Source organism: Pseudomonas izuensis, assembly GCF_009861505.1.
Taxonomy (GTDB): domain Bacteria; phylum Pseudomonadota; class Gammaproteobacteria; order Pseudomonadales; family Pseudomonadaceae; genus Aquipseudomonas; species Aquipseudomonas izuensis.
The window spans coordinates 401,255-417,444 of record NZ_WTFT01000004.1; the positions used below are offsets into that span (position 1 = coordinate 401,255).

Below are 16,190 nucleotides of genomic sequence, written 5' to 3' on the forward strand. Positions count from 1 at the left end.
CAGTGAAGTGCTATCGCTGGCGTGAAGCGGACAATACCGGGATTTTTTATTCCCGAACAATATCTTTTATTCACTTTCATATTCCATTTTGTTCATACAGCTCTAACCCGTTGGTTGGACGCTATCTGTGGGAGCAAAGCTTGCTCGCGATGGCGTCCTCGCGACAGACCGAGTCGCCTGAATCGCGAGCAAGCTTTGCTCCTACGGAAGGAGGCCGGCGTCTTTAAGTATTTGTTTCAGGGCGTCTTTTTCGGCGTCGGAGGCGTTGTCCAGAATCTGTTTGAGCTGCTGTTCGATCCGCGCCAAACCTTCATCCGGCAAATTCAAATGCTCCGGGAGTATCTCGTCGCCCGTACTGACCAGCAGCGCAAAGTGGATGACGTTTTCCAGCTCCCGGGTATTGCCCGGCCAGCTGTGTCGCTCCAGTACGCGTTGAGCGGCCTCGCTGATCAGCGGTACCGGCAAATCCAGGCGCTGGCTGTAGATGCCCAGGAAATACTCCGCCAACGACAGGATATCGCCCACCCGCTCACGCAGCGCCGGCAGTTCGAGCTGGCCTTCGCTGAGGTAGTGGTAGAGCCGCTCATGGAATTTACCCGCGGCAACCGCCTGGGCCAGGTCGATGCTGGTGGCGGCGACCAGACGCACGTCCACCGGACTGGGCTGATACGCACCGACGCGAGTGACTTCGTGGTTTTCCAGCGCGGCGAGCAATTTGATCTGAATCGGCAGCGGCAAGTCGCCGATTTCATCCAGATACAAGGTGCCACCGTTGGCCGAACCGAACCAGCCGGCACGACTGCTGGCCGAACCGCTGTAACTGCCTGCGGTATAGCCGAACAATTCGGCGTCGGCGTAAGTCGGGCTGATCGCCCCGCAATTGACCGAGACGAACAACCCGCCGCGATCACTGGCGCGATGGATGTGCCGCGCCAACAACTCTTTGCCGGTGCCGGTTTCACCACGGATCAGCACCGAGATCGAACGCGGTGCCAGTTGCTCCAGCTCCTGGCGCAATTGTCGTGAGCGTGGATCGACGAACACCAGCGCCTTGGCGCGGATGCTCAGGGGACTTTTTTCAGCGTCGGGAAAGGTCAGCAGCGGCTGACCGAAGGTTTCAAAGCTCATGGCAGTCTCCCGCCCAAAACCGCCGGGAGACGGGGGGCGTTGAAAAAAAGGTTCAGGCACGGCGCAGGGCGTGGTGTTCCATGCGGTTTTGCAAGCGATAGAGATAGGCAAATCCCTGTTCCCAGCGCTGGTGACCGGACTTCACGTTGATGTGCCCCGCACCCGCCAGGATCCCCGCCTCCGCGCCCCAGTGACGCGCCAGTTCCAGCGCTCGCGGCGCACTGACGGCGGCATCGTTGTCGGAGCTGACCACCTGGCTCGGAAACGGCAACAGGTCGGTGGGAATCGGCGCAAAGTTGCGCAACGCCGGCGCACAAGCCGGGCGCTCGACATCCGCAGGAGCAACCAGCAAGGCCCCGCGAACCTGACGCAAAAACGGCAACGGCGCAGTCGCTGCCCAATGGGCGACGGTGATGCAGCCCAGGCTATGGGCAATCAGGATCACCGGGGTGCTGTCGGCGACAATCGCCTCGGCCAGCGCCGCGACCCAGTCTTCACGACGTGGTGTCAGCCAGTCGGCCTGCTCCACCCGTGCGCTGTTCGGCAGACTGTTCTGCCAATGGCTTTGCCAATGATCTTCTGGCGATCCTTGCCAGCCCGGCACAATCAGGTAGCGAATTGATTCGTTGCGCATGGGGGAACTCTCCTGCTGCGTGTCTGTTCCCGGTCGAGTATAGGGAGGAGAGTTATATTCGTTAAGGAATAAGAAGCTATTTATTAAGACCTATATCGAATATCAAATCTGTAGGAGCTGGCTTGCCAGCGAAGGCGGTGTATCAGCCAATATCGTTATCGCCTGACATGGCGCATTCGCTGCGGTGCGGCGATCCGACAAGCCAGCTCCTACAAAGGTTTGTGGAATAAAAAAGGGGCCGCACCCTGCCAAGGAGACGGCCCCGGAAACTCAAAACCTGCCAGCGTTGATCAACAACCCTGAAGCGGATGATTGGTGAAATTGGTTATCCAATAAAGGAATATTTAATTACTTTAATAGACCCTGATTGCATAAGCCATTGCCCCCACGGCAACCGCCAATCATCGTTGCTTGCATCACAACCTAGCGTCCCTTTAGGTCAAAATGATGACCAACGTCTTCGTTTTTGAGTTTCCCGGTGCATTGCTCAGACCTGAGCGGCACGCACCTGCTGCGGTTCTGCCGCTTCCTTGCGCACAAACCGGTTCGCCCGACCGAACGTACCGATATCGTTGAAGCGCACGCCCATCTCGCGCATCACTTTGTGCGCCACCGGTGCCGTCATCTGGCGGATGTAGAACGGCTCCTTCACCACAAAATGATGAATCCCGTGAGTGCTGCCGAAATTGAAGCAGAACGCCTGCAACGGCCACAGCCACCAAGCGTTCAACACCTGACACTGCTGCATCACGTTGCCCGGCTCCACGTCGCCGTAGTAATGCATGTTCGAGCTGATGAAGTGCAGGCAGAAGGTGCGCAACACGTTCGGACCGACGATCACCACGACGGCGATGTCGATGACCTGCATCACCGACAACGTGGTCGCCGACCATTCAATCGGCGCCCCCAGCAAATGGGCAATGCCATTGGCCGCGTGGAACCCGAGGAACACATACCACGCGCCCCAATGCATCAGCGCCAGCGGTGCGTAGACCTTCAGAGCGCGCATGGCGATGCTGAGTTTTTGCGCCGCGGTTGGCGCCCTTAGCATGCGGATAAACGCCGACATCACGTTGTCGCCGACCATCAACAACCGGGCGATGCCCCAAGGCTCGCCGTTGGTGATCGCCCGCTCTTCCATGTCGGTTTCCGTGCCGGAGACCTTGTGGTGATTGAGGTGCAGATGACGGCGAATCCACGGATTGATGGTGCTCGGCCGCGCCAGCCAGACCAGGCCCATCATCAGGTTGTGTGGCACCCGTTGTTTGCGAAAGTACATGCTGTGAATCAGATCGTGTTCGAGCTCGTGGGTCAGCGAAGCGAAAAAACCGTTGAGCAACAGGCACGCCCACCAGGCCATATGCCCGGTCATGTAGAGCGCCGCCGAACCGATCATCCCGGCCAGCGCGAAGGCCAGAATGCCCGCGCCCAGGGCATCCTGGTACATGAGAATCGGGTAGCGCTCGCGCAATTCGACGCCTTTGGCCAGCACCACTTGGCGAATATGCGCTGAGCGCTGGGTTGCATTCAGTCGCTGGGGACTTGCAGAAGTACCTTGCATGCTTCCATCCTCTGGTTATTGATGTTCGCATCCTGCCTTCTACGCTTTCCCGTAGCGGTAGCCGTGAACGCCAACCTGTTGACCGGAAGCGCCAATCAGCATGACTGAACCGACCTCCCTCGCCAGCTGGACCCGCGCTCTGCGCAAGCAACTCGACGCCCTGGGCCTCGACAGCACCGCGCTGTGCCAGCAAGCCGGGCTTGACCCGCAATTGATGGACGACCCGAACGCCCGTTACCCGTTGTCCGGTACCACGCGCCTGTGGGAACTGGCGGTGCAGGTCAGTGGCGACCCGGCGATTGGCCTGCGCGTCTCGCGCTTCGTCAGCCCCACCACGTTCCATGCGCTCGGTTATGCGCTGGTGGCCAGCGGCAGTCTGCGGGAAGTCTTCGAGCGCATCGTGCGCTATCACCAAGTGGTCAGCGATGCCCAGGAACTGGAGTTGACCCGCGCCGAGGATCGCTATCACTTCCGCCTGAAAATCCCGCCAGGCAATCCGGCCCCGGCCTTCGAGGCCATCGACGCCTTCATGGCGATCTACGTGCGCACCTGTCGCAATCGCCTTGGCCGTGACTACGCCCCGCTGGCGGTGTACCTGCGTCGCCCGGAACCGGCGGACGTGCACCAATGGCACAAGGTGTTTCGCTCACCGGTGTACTTTTCCACTGACGAAGACCGACTGGAGTTCGCGCTCGCCGATTTCGACAGCCATCTGGACGATGCCAACCCGGAACTGGCCGAACACAACGAAACCGTGCTCAAGCGCACGCTGGCGCAACTCAAGCCGTTGACCTGGGAGCGCAAGGTGCGCGACGCCATCGAAGAACAATTGCCGGAAGGCGAACCCAGCGCCGAACACATCGCCAAGGCCCTGCATCTGAGCCTGCGCAGCTTGCAACGGCACCTGGCTGACGAGGGTTGTCGGTTCGACACGCTGCTCAACGAAAGCCGCGAGAACCTGGCGCTGCTGCACCTGCGCGATCCGCAATGTTCGTTGAGTGAGATCAGTTATTTGCTGGGGTTTGCCGATACCAGCAGCTTCAGCCGCGCATTCAAGCGCTGGACGGGGATGACGCCGGGGCAGTTTCGGGATGGGTTGCGCTGACATGCTCCCAGAGGTGTGCTGTCAGAACCGACCTCATCGCGGGCAAGCCCGCTCCCACAGGGTTTTAGGTTGACCACAAAACTGTGACTCACCTAGATCACTGTGGGAGCGGGCTTGCCCGCGAAGAGGCCAGATCAACCAGCGTCCAAGCCTGCTGACACCCCACATCGTCAGATTGTCGCCAGCGTCCGCAACCGCTCGGCATCGAGAATCTCGATTTCCCCATACCCCAGATTCAGAATCCCCTGCCCCTGCAATTCCTTGAGCAACTGATTTGTGGTCTGGCGCGACAGCGACAACATGGAAGCAAGCTGTTCCTGCGGCAACTGCAGGACACGACGTGGCTCGTCGAGCTGGCCGTAGCCTTCGGCGATCATCAGCAAGCGATGCGCCAGCCTCGCCGGGGCAGGCAAGAGGCTCAATTGTTCGAGATTGATGAACGTCATGCGCAGTTTCTGACTCATCAGCAACGCCAGTTGCCGCCAGTACACGGGCTGTTCGTCCAGCAGCGCCAGCAGTGCGGTTTGCGGGATGTGCAACAGCGTGCACGGACCTGCAGCGAACGCATCATGGGTGCGTGGCTGGCCATCGAACAGGCAGATTTCACCGAACCAGTGCGGCGGCTCCACCAGGCTCAGCAACGCCTCCTTGCCCTGCTCGTTGACGGCACCAACGCGCACCGCGCCTTCCAGCACCGCGTACAGCCCACACGGTGGATCGCCGCGCTGGAACAGGCGCTGGCCCGCTGACAGATGCCGTACTCGCCCGGCATTGAGCAGGCTATCCTGTAGGGAAACAGGCAGATGGCTGAACCATTGACCGCGCATCAGGCACGCACGCCAGACCTGCATATCCATGAAAACTCCTAGAGATTGTCGCCTGGCTGACAGAGCGAAAAATAACTCCGAGGCAAGATCAGTCACCCTACAGGAGGAAGAACAATGAAAAAAAGCCTCGTTGACCATCTCAGTCAATACGCCGCCTACCACCGCGACCCACGCAACATCGCCAGCCACTTCATTGGCATTCCGCTGATCGTCGTGGCCGTGGCGGTGTTGCTGTCCCGTCCGCAATGGGCCGGTGGCTGGCTTTCGCCGGCGGTGCTTGTCTCGCTGACGTCTGCCTGGTTTTACCTGCGCCTGGAGCTGCGCCTCGGGGTGCTGATGACAGTGTTGCTCGGACTGTGCGTGTGGGCCGGTCAGGTACTGGCGCAGCAAGGCACGCTGGTCTGGCTGGCGAGCGGCGTCGGGATGTTCGTGGTGGGCTGGGCGATCCAGTTTGTCGGGCATCACTACGAAGGGCGCAAACCGGCGTTTGTCGATGATGTGACGGGGTTGATTGTCGGGCCGTTGTTCGTGGTGGCGGAGCTGGCGTTCATGCTGGGATTGCGGCATGAGTTGAAAGAGCAGATCGAGGCGCGGGCGGGGGGTGTGCGGATCAATCCGAATCGTGCCGCTGTTTAGAATGCAATCGCGGGCAAGCCCGCTCCCACAGAGTTTTAGGTTGATCACAAAATTGTGATTTACCACAGATCACTGTGGGAGCGGGCTTGCCCGCGATGCTTTTAGATGTTGGCGAGCTTCTGCCAGACTTTCGGCTTGAAGAACAACGTCTCACCCTTGGCCAGGCCAATCAGGCTGTCGTGATCCTTCACCACTTCCGCTTCGATCAAATCGCTCTGCCCTTCGACCTTCAGTGTCACCCGGGTCGTCGCACCCAGCGGACGAATATCCCGCACTTCGGCCGCATGGTGATCTTCCAGTTCATGGCGCGACAACGACACTTCGTGCGGACGGAACAGCACGTGTTTGTCTTCGCCCAAGTGCAAGCGGTTCGAATCACCGAGGAAGTGATAGACGAAATCGCTGGCCGGGTTTTCGTAGACGTCGCCCGGTGAGCCGATCTGCTCGATCACACCCTTGTTCATCACCACGATGCGGTCGGCGACTTCCATGGCTTCTTCCTGGTCGTGGGTCACGAACACCGACGTCAGGTTGATGTCTTCGTGCAAGCGCGCCAGCCAGCGGCGCAGTTCCTTGCGGACCTTGGCATCGAGGGCACCGAAGGGTTCATCGAGCAGCAGCACTTTCGGTTCCACTGCCAGGGCACGAGCCAGGGCGATACGCTGACGCTGGCCACCGGAGAGTTGTTCCGGGTAACGATCCGACAGCCAGTCCAGCTGCACCATGTTCAGCAGTTCGTGGACCTTGGTTGCGATCTGGCTTTCGCTCGGGCGCTGGTTCTTCGGCTTCATCCGCAGACCGAACGCGACGTTGTCGAACACCGTCATGTGGCGGAACAAGGCGTAGTGCTGAAACACGAAACCGACGTTGCGATCACGCACGTCGTGGCCGGAGACATCTTCGCCGTGGAACACGATGTTGCCCTGATCAGGGGTTTCCAGACCGGCAATGATCCGCAGCAGCGTGGTCTTGCCGCAGCCGGACGGGCCGAGCAAGGCCACCAGTTCACCGCTCTGAATATCCAGGCTGATGTTGTTCAGCGCCTTGAAGGCATTGAAATTCTTGCTGACGTTACGCACTTCGATCGACATGAAATCATTCCTCCGCGGCGCTGGCGCGCAGGCGGTTAATACGGTTTTCGCTCCACTGCTTGGCCAGCAGGATGAAGAGCGCCAGGATCAGCAACAGGCTCGCCACGGCGAACGCGGCCACGTGGTTGTATTCGTTGTAGAGGATCTCGACGTGCAGCGGCAAGGTGTTGGTCACCCCGCGGATGTGCCCGGAAACCACCGACACCGCACCGAACTCACCCATGGCCCGCGCGGTGCACAGCACCACGCCATAGATCAGGCCCCATTTGATGTTAGGCACGGTGACGTGCCAGAACATCTGCCAGCCATTGGCCCCGAGCAGGCGCGCGGCTTCTTCTTCCTGAGTGCCCTGCTCCTGCATCAGCGGGATCAGCTCACGCGCCACGAACGGCACGGTGACGAAGATCGTCGCCAGCACAATGCCCGGCAAAGCGAAGACGATCTGAATGTCATGGTCCTGCAGCCATGGGCCGAAGATCCCTTGAGCGCCGAACATCAGCACATAGACAAGACCGGCGATCACCGGCGACACCGAGAACGGCAAGTCGATCAGGGTCACCAGCATGCTCTTGCCGCGGAATGAGTATTTGCTCACACACCAGGCGGCACTGACACCGAACACCAGGTTCAACGGTACCGAAATCAGCACCGCAATCACCGTGAGCTTCAGGGCCGACAGCGCATCGGGTTCGAAGATCGCGGTGAAGAACGCGCCGAGGCCCAGTTTCAAGCCCTGGGACACCACGATGAACAGCGGCAGCAGCAGGAACAGCGCAAAAATCAGCCAGCCAAGGCCGATCAGGATGCGCCGCGACGCGGCACTGCCACGGCGGGCAGCGTTGGCCGAGGAAGCGGCAGCAATAGACGATTGGGACATGTTGTGCGCCTCCTTATGGGGTTTCGATGCGTCGCTGCAGCAAGTTGATCAGCAGCAGCAGAATGAAGGAAACCACCAGCATCAGTACACCAATGGAGGTCGCGCCGGTGTAATCGTACTGGTCGAGCTTGACCATGATCAGCAGCGGGAGAATCTCGGTTTTCATCGGCATGTTGCCGGCGATGAAAATCACCGAACCGTACTCGCCGACCCCACGGGCAAAGGCCAGGGCGAAACCGGTCAACCAGGCGGGCAACAGGGCCGGCACCAGGATATGGCGAAATACCTGCACCGGTTTCGCCCCCAGGCACGCCGCTGCTTCTTCCACTTCCCGTGGAATATCTGCCAATACTGGCTGTACGGTACGTACTACGAATGGAAGTGTCACAAAAGTGAGGGCAAGGGTGATGCCCAGGGGGGTGTAGGCGATCTTGAAACCCAGATCCGCTGCAAACTGACCGACCAGACCGGTAGGGGTATACAGCGCGGTCAGCGCAATACCGGCCACGGCGGTGGGCAATGCGAAGGGCAAGTCGATCATGGCGTCGATGACTTTGCGTCCAGGGAAGGTATAGCGCACCAGCACCCAGGCCAGCAGCGTGCCGATGATGCCGTTGATGACTGCGGCATAGAGCGCGGTGCCGAAGCTCAGCTTCAACGCAGACAGCACCCGTGGCGCCGAGATGATTGCCCAGAACTGGTCCCAGGTGAGTTGAGCGGCATGCACGAACATCGCCGCCAGTGGTATGAGCACAATCAGGCTGAGGTACACCAAGGTGTAGCCCAGCGTCAGCCCGAAGCCGGGTATGACGGGGGAGATACGACGCGACATAAAAGTCCTTGGTTGAGAACGCACAAAGCCCCGAAGGTAAACCCGGGGCTCATTGATGGCTATTTAAGATTACTGCGCCTGGTAAATCTGGTCGAACACGCCGCCATCGTTGAAGAATTTCGGCTGTGCGGTTTTCCAGCCGCCGAAGTCCTTGTCGATGCTCACCAGCTCCAGTTTCGGGAACTGCTGGGCGTATTTGGCGGCGACATCCTTGTCCCGTGGACGATAGAAGTTCTTCGCCGCGATTTCCTGGCCCGCCGGGCTGTACAGGTGCTTGAGGTACGCCTCGGCGATCTCGGTGTTGCCCTTTTTCTCGGCATTCTTGTCGACCACGGCCACTGGCGGTTCGGCGAGGATCGACAGCGAAGGCACGACGATGTCGAACTTGTCGGCACCGCCCTCTTCTTTCAGGGCCAGGAAGGCTTCGTTTTCCCACGCCAGCAACACATCGCCCTGACCGTTGTTGACGAAGGTGATGGTCGAACCGCGAGCGCCGGTGTCCAGCACAGGCACGTGCTTGAACAGGGTTTGCACGTATTCCTTGGCCTTGGCTTCATCACCGCCGTTGGCTTTCAGGCCATAGGCCCACGCAGCGAGGAAGTTCCAGCGCGCACCGCCAGAGGTTTTCGGGTTCGGGGTGATCACCGATACATCGTTCTTGACCAGATCGCCCCAGTCCTTGATGCCTTTAGGGTTGCCCTTGCGCACCAGGAACACGATGGTCGAGGTGTAAGGTGTGCTCGCTTCCGGCAAACGCTTCTGCCAGTCAGCCGGCAAGGTCTTGCCGAGCTTGGCGATTTCGTCGATGTCACCAGCCAGGGCCAGGGTCACCACGTCGGCACGCAGGCCATCGATCACTGCCCGACCCTGCTTGCCCGAACCACCGTGGGACTGCTGGATTTTCACGCTGTCACCGGCATGGTCTTTCTGCCAGAACTTGACGAATTCGGCGTTGTAATCCTGATACAGCTCACGGGTCGGGTCGTACGACACGTTGAGCAATTCGTAATCCTTGGCAACCGCGGAACCGGCAAAAAGGGCGCTGGCCAAGGCGGCCAAGGCGAAATGGCGAATCGACGACATGGTGAAAGCTCCTGGAATTCTTGGGTGTGTTGGCTTTTTCTTATGGACTTCTGGAATCGCGGTGCCTGTTCTCGCTTCAGCCCGGTTTGTTACCCGGCTGCTGCAAGCGGAATTTTTCCTTGCGCTCGATCTGAACCACCTGCGCGTTGTGCACAGTGATTTCCACAGCGCCGAAACGCAGATCGCGCAAGGCACTCTGGATTTCACGCAGGATGGTTGCTTCGTCCTGGCCGTCAACGCTACGTAGAGATGCGCTCATGGTGCTGCTCCTTCAACTGAGTGGTTGCCTGGCAGTGGCGGCACTGCTTGCGGCGTGAAACCAATAGTAGAGAGGCACAGATATTCTTAAAAAGACTATTTAAGAATGTTTATATAACCAGAAGACATTATTTGGCGGGACAAGGGCTTGCGAGGTTTATGCCTTTCTGTAGGAGCGAGCCTGCTCGCGATGGTGGCATGGGCACCGCGTTCATTCAGGCTGCCCTGGTCATCGTTAACGCCCATCGCGAGCAGGCTCGCTCCTACAAGGGTTTGTGGTTATCCAATCACCGGTGCACGCAACCAATCCAGCTGCCCGGCCGGTACCGGTCGTCCAAACCAATACCCCTGCCCCAGATGGCTGCCTTGTTCGAGCAGGAACGCCGCCTGCTCGACCTGCTCGATCCCTTCGGCATGCACCTGCATCCCCATGCTCTGCGCCAGGGCGATGATCACCCGCACGATGGCGGCGTCGTCTTCATCCCATGGCAACCCGGCGACAAAGCCTTGATCGATCTTGAGCTTCTGCACCGGCAGGCGCTTGAGCCGCAGCAGTGATGAATAACCGGTTCCGAAGTCGTCGATGGCCAGCCGCACACCCAGCTCACGCAGACGATGCATCTGCTCCAGCGCGACTTCAGGGTCTTCCATCACCGCGCTTTCCGTGACCTCCAGTTCCAGGCAGGCCGGGGCCAGCCCGGTATCGCGCAGCACTTGTGCCACTTGCTGGTACAGCTCGCGGCGGGCGAACAGGCGCGAGGACACATTCACCGCGACAAACGACAACACCACGCCGGCCTGTTGCCACTGGCACATTTGCCGGCACGCCTGCTGCATCACCCAGGCGTCGATTTCAGCGATCAGACCGGTTCGCTCGGCAATCGGGATGAATTCTGCCGGCGACACCAAGCCACGCTGCGGATGCTCCCAGCGCACCAGTGCTTCGACGCCGATCAATCGACTGGTTTTAAGGTCATGAACCGGTTGGTAATAGACCCGCAATTGTTGCTGGTCTAACGCATTGCGCAATTCGAAGGAGATCTCGACCCGTTGCTGGGCATGGGCGGTCAGCTCCTCGGTATAGAGCGCGTAGCCATTGCGACCACCGCTCTTGGCCTTGAACAGCGCCGAATCGGCATTGCGCAACAATTGTTCAGCGCTCAAGGCATCGCTGGGGAACAGGCTGATACCGATGCTGGTGTTGATAAACAGCTGATGCCCGTCGATCGGAAACGGTTCCTTGAGGCCATCGATAATCCGCCGGGCCAGCGCCGCCGCCTGGACCAAATGCGGACAGCTTTCGGCCAACACGGCGAACTCGTCTCCACCCAGTCGCGCCAGGGTTATGCCCGCTCCGAACATAGCTTTCAAGCGCTCCGCCACCGCCTTGAGCAGTTGGTCACCGATGGTATGCCCGAGGCCGTCGTTGATCATTTTGAAATGATCCAGATCGATCAACAGCAACGCACAACCGCGCTTGTGGACCTGCGCCGACGCCAGGGCCTGCTCGGCGCGGTCAGTAAACAACAGGCGGTTGGGCAAATCCGTCAGCGCATCGTGGTGCGCCAGGTGCATCAGTTTGTGTTCGGAGTTCTTGATCGCGCTGATGTCGGAAAACACCGCGACGTAATGACTGCGCCGCCCCAAGTCGTCATGAATGACACGGATGGTTTGCCATTGCGGGTAGATTTCGCCGCTTTTGCGACGGTTCCAGATTTCCCCACTCCACTCCCCCCTGCTGTCGAGTGTCTCGAACATCGCCTGGTAGAAACCTTTCAGATGACGGCCAGACTTGAACAGGCTGGGTCGCTGCCCCAGCACCTCCTCGCTTTGATAGCCGGTAATCTCCATGAAGGCGCGGTTGACGTGCACGATCAATCCTTCGCCGTTAGTGACCAGCACACCTTCGCGCGTGCAATCGAACACGGCAGCCGCCTGGCGCAAGCGCTCCCGATCTTCGCTGCGTCCGCGCAACCTAGCGCCGATCCCCAGGCAACGCAGCAGACGCGCCCGGGCAATGAAAATCAATCCGGCGCTGACCGCCACCCAGGCATAACCGTTGATCAGTTGCCATCGCAACAGCTCGGCCGAGCTATCGAAGAAACTGTTCAATAAATAACCACTGAGCTGCATCCAGACCACAGAAAGCAACAGGTAAAGCAGCGCTGCGCGCAAGGCTTCGCGATAGCTGGCAGACATAAGACTGTCCATGTCCCTACAAAAATGCCGGGATTATAGGTTAAAGACACCTCCAGCCACTCTTATCTGAAAGGGCGACTGGTTTTATCTGTGGGCTCGGTGATAATGCAACGGCTGTTTTTTTCTTTATCGAGGGCCCTACAGGCTATGTGGTACGAAGGTTTTCTCGGCTTGTCGCCCTGGGCACTGGTGGCAGTCACCCTGCTGATGACCCATGTGACGATCGTCGCCGTCACGGTCTATCTGCACCGCTATTCCGCCCATCGCTCGCTTGAGCTGAATGCCGGCCTGAAACATTTCTTCCGCTTCTGGTTGTGGCTCACCACGGCGCAGAACACCCGCGAGTGGACCGCCATCCACCGCAAGCATCACGCCAAATGCGAAACCGTAGATGACCCGCATAGCCCGGTCATCAAGGGCTTGTCCACGGTCCTGCGCAAAGGTGCCGAGCTGTACCGCGCCGAAGCGGAGAACCCCGAGACCCTGCGCATCTATGGCAAGAACTGCCCCGAAGACTGGATCGAGCGCAACCTCTACAGCCGCTACCCGCTGCTGGGCGTGGCGATCATGGGCGTCATCGACCTGCTGCTGTTCGGTACCATCGGCATCACCATCTGGGCCATCCAGATGATGTGGATCCCGGTCTGGGCCGCCGGCGTGGTCAATGGCCTGGGCCATGCCGTCGGCTACCGCAATTTCGAATGCCGCGATGCGGCGACCAATCTGGTGCCCTGGGGCATCCTGATCGGCGGTGAAGAACTGCATAACAACCATCACACCTACCCTAACTCGGCAAAACTGTCGGTGAAGAAGTGGGAGTTCGATCTGGGCTGGGCCTGGATTCAAGTGTTCAGCTTCCTGCGCCTGGCCAAGGTTCAGCGCGTCGCGCCGATTGCCCACCGTGTCGAAGGCAAGGGCAACCTGGACATGGACACCGCCATGGCGATTCTCAACAACCGCTTCCAGATCATGGCCCAGTACCGCAAATTGGTGATCGGGCCGCTGGTCAAGCAGGAACTGGACAAGGTCGATCACTCGGTCCGCCACCAGTTCCGCCGCGCCAAGCGCCTGCTCTCGCGGGAAACCAGCCTGCTGGACGACAGGCACCACGTACGTATCCAGAACATGCTCGAGCACAGCCAGGCACTGAAGGTAATTTACGAGAAACGCCTGGCCTTGCAGCAGATCTGGGTCAAGACCAGCTCAAATGGTCATGACATGCTGGCCGCCATCAAGGATTGGGTACACGAAGCCGAAGCCAGCGGGATTCAATCCCTGCGCGACTTTGCCGATCAGTTGAAAACCTACTCCCTGCGTCCTGCTGCCTGATTGATCGCCAGGCCTTTGTAGGAGCTGTGCACTCGACAGCTCCTACGACCGCCCGGCGGGATACCTCTGCCTCACCACAGTAAGCGGGAACTTCATCCCGTATCCCCTATCTCAAAGACACTTCGCCACCCCGGCGGGCTTCGTTGTGGCCGCTTTCGAACCTCGAGCGGCGCACGCCCTTTGAGATTTGTGCCGATGGTCAATAAAAACCTGAACGACCCATCTCCACCGCAGTGGCCCGAGGCCGCGCAAACCTTGTTGGCGTTGATGCACGCCCAAGGTGAAGTGGCGCGCCTGAGTGAACGCGAACAGCTGTTCAGCACCCTGCTGGTGAGCGTCAACGCGGTGCTCTGGGCATTCAACTGGGAAACCCGCCAGGTGCTGTATGTCAGCCCCGCTTATGAACGGCTTTTCGGCCGCTCCGCCGACCTGCTGCTGGCCGACTACAACCAATGGCGCGACGCCATTTACCCCGACGATCTGGAATATGCCGAGCGCAGCCTGGCGGACGTGCTGGCCAAAGGTGCCGTCGAAGACCGCGAATACCGGATCATCGACGCCGAGGGCCAGGTGCGCTGGCTCAGCGACAAGTGCTTCATCAACCGGCAGGCCGAACCGGGACAGCCGGTAATCATTGTCGGCATCGCGGAAGACATCACCGATAAAAAGCAGATGGAAACCGAGCTGCAACGCCTGGCCACCACCGACGCCCTGACGCAGAGCAGCAATCGACGACATTTCTTCGAGGGCGCGAACCAGGAATTCGAACGGGCGCGGCAACAAGACACGCCGCTGTCGTTCCTGATGCTGGACATCGATGACTTCAAAGCGATCAACGATACCTACGGCCATCAGGAAGGCGATAACGTGCTGCAACATATCGCCGACTGCGGCCGCGCGGCGTTGCGGCGCGGTGACCTGTTCGGGCGCATTGGTGGCGAGGAATTCGCTGCGGTGTTCCCCGGCTGCACGCCGGGCATGGCCCTGCAAGTCGCCGAGCGCTTGCAACGGGAGATCCAGCGCTTGAGCTTCGACCATGACGGCCAGACATTCGGCATCACCGTCAGCCAAGGGTTGACCAGCCTTACGGCCGAGGACGAAAACATCGAAAGCCTGTTTGGCCGCGCGGACGCGGCGATGTACCAGGCCAAGCGTGACGGGAAAAACCGGATTATCACCGGCTGACAACACCCCTGTAGGAGCTGGCTTGCCAGCGAATCCAGACACCTCGGTGTGTCGGATACGCCGTCTTCGCTGCGGTGCGGCGATCCGACAAGCCAGCTCCTACAGTGGTTTGTGTGAGATTTATTGTTTGCGCATCCGCATCAGCTCCGGCAACCCGATCTTGAGCAACCGCGCCGTCCGGCTTTTAGCCAGTTCCTCGACGCCCTCATGCTCAGTCAGGCGCGCCAGTTGCGCCGCCATGTTCATCACCAGCGCTTCACGGGAGTAAACCCCACCACCGAGCTGGTAGGCCGCCGCAATCAGCTGTCGCAGCTCCAGCGGCAGACGCCAACGGGTGCGCAGTGCCGAGCCATAGGCCGCGCCGAACTCGACCAACGCTTCGCCCACCGCCTCCTGCTCGTCCAACTCGCCACCGGCCTGCTTCCATTCCTGCAGGCAACGCAGCAACGCCAGGTCACCGAGGCGATGCAGCATGCCGGCGCAATAGCAACGCGCCTGATCCAGATCCAGCAAACGCGCCAGCGTCCGTGCATATTCGGCGGTGTGCAGCGACAGATCCCAATAACGCTCGGCATAGTCCGCCAGGTACGGATCACTGAGCCTTGCACTGCGCTTGAGGGTCAGGCCCAGAATCAGGTTCATGCTTTGCCCGGTGCCCAGCCGGTGCAGCGCCTGGGACAGGGTTTGCACGGCGGCGCCATGGTGCTGGGCCGCGCTGTTGGCGGCGGCGATCAGCACGGCGGTGACCTGCGGATCGGTACGAATCTCGTCTTCCAGTTTCGTCAGGTCGAGGCCGTTGGGATTGAGGCTGCGCTTGACCGCCAACTGCACGTCGGTCATCAGCGGCGCACCCTCGGCCAGTTCACGCCGACGCTCCAGGTAAACCGACAAAGTCATGCCCGGTGCCAGCGACGGCACTTCGCAGGTGACTTCCTTACCCGCATCGAGCAGCAAATCCTGCAAGCGATGGGTCAGGCTTTCCATGTTCAGGGGTTTGGTCAGATAAGCGGCTGGCGCCAGCGGCAGGGCTTCGCGCACGCTGGCACTGTCGTTGCGGCTGCTCATCAGAATGAATGGCAGCGGCGGATTGCGTTTGCGCTGGCGGACACTGCGCAACACATTCAGGCCGTCGACGCCTGGCAACTCCCAGTCGGCAATCACCAGGTCATAAGGATTGGCCGCCAACAGCTCCAGCGCCTGCTGGCCGTCGGCACACAGGTCCAGTCGCGCATCGCAGCGTACGTTCAGCAGCACTTCCTTGAGCAAATCGCGGGACCAGGGATCGGCCTCGGCAATCAACACTCTGGGAATGGCAGGTAAATCTAAGACAGTCATACAGCTCTCCCTGGCAATGCCTGAACCTTAGCGAATGCCGGCCCTTCGATACAGCGCATTTACGCGGGTAGTATTACGACCGGCATGAAAAAACCCGCCGAAGCGGGTTT

General features: G+C 59.9%; 15 protein-coding genes. 4 read left to right on the top strand and 11 right to left on the bottom strand.

Features of this window, described 5'->3' with window-relative positions:
* Positions 1 to 201 precede the first annotated feature (201 nt).
* The 3 genes from GPL81_RS04830 to GPL81_RS04840 all read right to left on the bottom strand — a co-directional run bounded on the left by GPL81_RS04830 (position 202) and on the right by GPL81_RS04840 (position 3,323).
* Entirely contained in the window at positions 202 to 1,128 is a 927-nt protein-coding gene (locus GPL81_RS04830) for a sigma 54-interacting transcriptional regulator (RefSeq protein WP_160105405.1), read from the bottom strand.
* Between the two features lie 52 nt (positions 1,129 to 1,180).
* Positions 1,181 to 1,762, bottom strand: a complete 582-nt coding sequence (locus GPL81_RS04835; RefSeq protein WP_160105406.1) for an alpha/beta hydrolase — start codon at positions 1,760 to 1,762, stop codon at positions 1,181 to 1,183.
* Positions 1,763 to 2,249: 487 nt separating this feature from the next.
* On the bottom strand, positions 2,250 to 3,323 hold the full coding sequence (locus tag GPL81_RS04840) for a fatty acid desaturase (RefSeq protein WP_160105407.1): 1,074 nt from the start codon (positions 3,321 to 3,323) through the stop codon (positions 2,250 to 2,252).
* Between the two features lie 100 nt (positions 3,324 to 3,423).
* On the opposite strand from GPL81_RS04840, the gene GPL81_RS04845 reads away from it, so the two are divergent.
* Positions 3,424 to 4,428 (top strand): AraC family transcriptional regulator, encoded by a 1,005-nt coding sequence (locus GPL81_RS04845; RefSeq protein WP_096513954.1) that lies wholly within the window; start codon positions 3,424 to 3,426, stop codon positions 4,426 to 4,428.
* Between the two features lie 170 nt (positions 4,429 to 4,598).
* Here the strand turns inward: GPL81_RS04845 and GPL81_RS04850 are convergent, their stop codons facing one another.
* A complete protein-coding gene (locus tag GPL81_RS04850; protein WP_160105408.1) occupies positions 4,599 to 5,285 on the bottom strand; it encodes a Crp/Fnr family transcriptional regulator in 687 nt (228 codons plus the stop codon).
* Positions 5,286 to 5,369: 84 nt separating this feature from the next.
* Between GPL81_RS04850 and GPL81_RS04855 the strand changes: the two genes are divergently transcribed.
* Positions 5,370 to 5,891: an Mpo1 family 2-hydroxy fatty acid dioxygenase gene (locus tag GPL81_RS04855; RefSeq protein ID WP_160105409.1), complete on the top strand. Its 522-nt coding sequence runs from the start codon at positions 5,370 to 5,372 to the stop codon at positions 5,889 to 5,891.
* A gap of 101 nt (positions 5,892 to 5,992) precedes the next feature.
* Here GPL81_RS04855 and GPL81_RS04860 read toward each other — a convergent pair whose 3' ends face one another.
* The 6 genes from GPL81_RS04860 to dibA form a co-directional block, all read right to left on the bottom strand.
* A complete protein-coding gene (locus tag GPL81_RS04860; RefSeq protein WP_160105410.1) occupies positions 5,993 to 6,982 on the bottom strand; it encodes a sulfate/molybdate ABC transporter ATP-binding protein in 990 nt (329 codons plus the stop codon).
* Between the two features lie 4 nt (positions 6,983 to 6,986).
* Positions 6,987 to 7,859, bottom strand: a complete 873-nt coding sequence (gene cysW / locus GPL81_RS04865; protein WP_160105412.1) for a sulfate ABC transporter permease subunit CysW — start codon at positions 7,857 to 7,859, stop codon at positions 6,987 to 6,989.
* Between the two features lie 13 nt (positions 7,860 to 7,872).
* Positions 7,873 to 8,691, bottom strand: a complete 819-nt coding sequence (gene cysT, locus GPL81_RS04870; protein ID WP_160105413.1) for a sulfate ABC transporter permease subunit CysT — start codon at positions 8,689 to 8,691, stop codon at positions 7,873 to 7,875.
* A 69-nt stretch (positions 8,692 to 8,760) separates the two neighbouring features.
* Positions 8,761 to 9,774 carry a sulfate ABC transporter substrate-binding protein gene (locus GPL81_RS04875; RefSeq protein WP_121103986.1) on the bottom strand — a complete coding sequence of 338 codons (1,014 nt, stop codon included), beginning with the start codon at positions 9,772 to 9,774 and terminating at the stop codon, positions 8,761 to 8,763.
* Between the two features lie 76 nt (positions 9,775 to 9,850).
* Entirely contained in the window at positions 9,851 to 10,033 is a 183-nt protein-coding gene (gene oscA / locus GPL81_RS04880) for a sulfur starvation response protein OscA (RefSeq protein WP_007975618.1), read from the bottom strand.
* Between the two features lie 278 nt (positions 10,034 to 10,311).
* Positions 10,312 to 12,231: a phosphodiesterase DibA gene (gene dibA, locus GPL81_RS04885; protein ID WP_160105414.1), complete on the bottom strand. Its 1,920-nt coding sequence runs from the start codon at positions 12,229 to 12,231 to the stop codon at positions 10,312 to 10,314.
* A gap of 147 nt (positions 12,232 to 12,378) precedes the next feature.
* On the opposite strand from dibA, the gene desA reads away from it, so the two are divergent.
* Both desA and GPL81_RS04895 read left to right on the top strand, forming a co-directional pair.
* A complete protein-coding gene (gene desA, locus GPL81_RS04890) occupies positions 12,379 to 13,560 on the top strand; it encodes a delta-9 fatty acid desaturase DesA (RefSeq protein WP_160105416.1) in 1,182 nt (393 codons plus the stop codon).
* A 195-nt stretch (positions 13,561 to 13,755) separates the two neighbouring features.
* The gene (locus tag GPL81_RS04895) at positions 13,756 to 14,745 is read left to right on the top strand and encodes a GGDEF domain-containing protein (RefSeq protein ID WP_160105417.1); all 990 of its coding nucleotides are present in this window, start codon (positions 13,756 to 13,758) and stop codon (positions 14,743 to 14,745) included.
* Between the two features lie 120 nt (positions 14,746 to 14,865).
* Here GPL81_RS04895 and GPL81_RS04900 read toward each other — a convergent pair whose 3' ends face one another.
* Entirely contained in the window at positions 14,866 to 16,080 is a 1,215-nt protein-coding gene (locus GPL81_RS04900) for a response regulator (RefSeq protein ID WP_160105418.1), read from the bottom strand.
* Between the last annotated feature and the right edge of the window lie 110 nt (positions 16,081 to 16,190).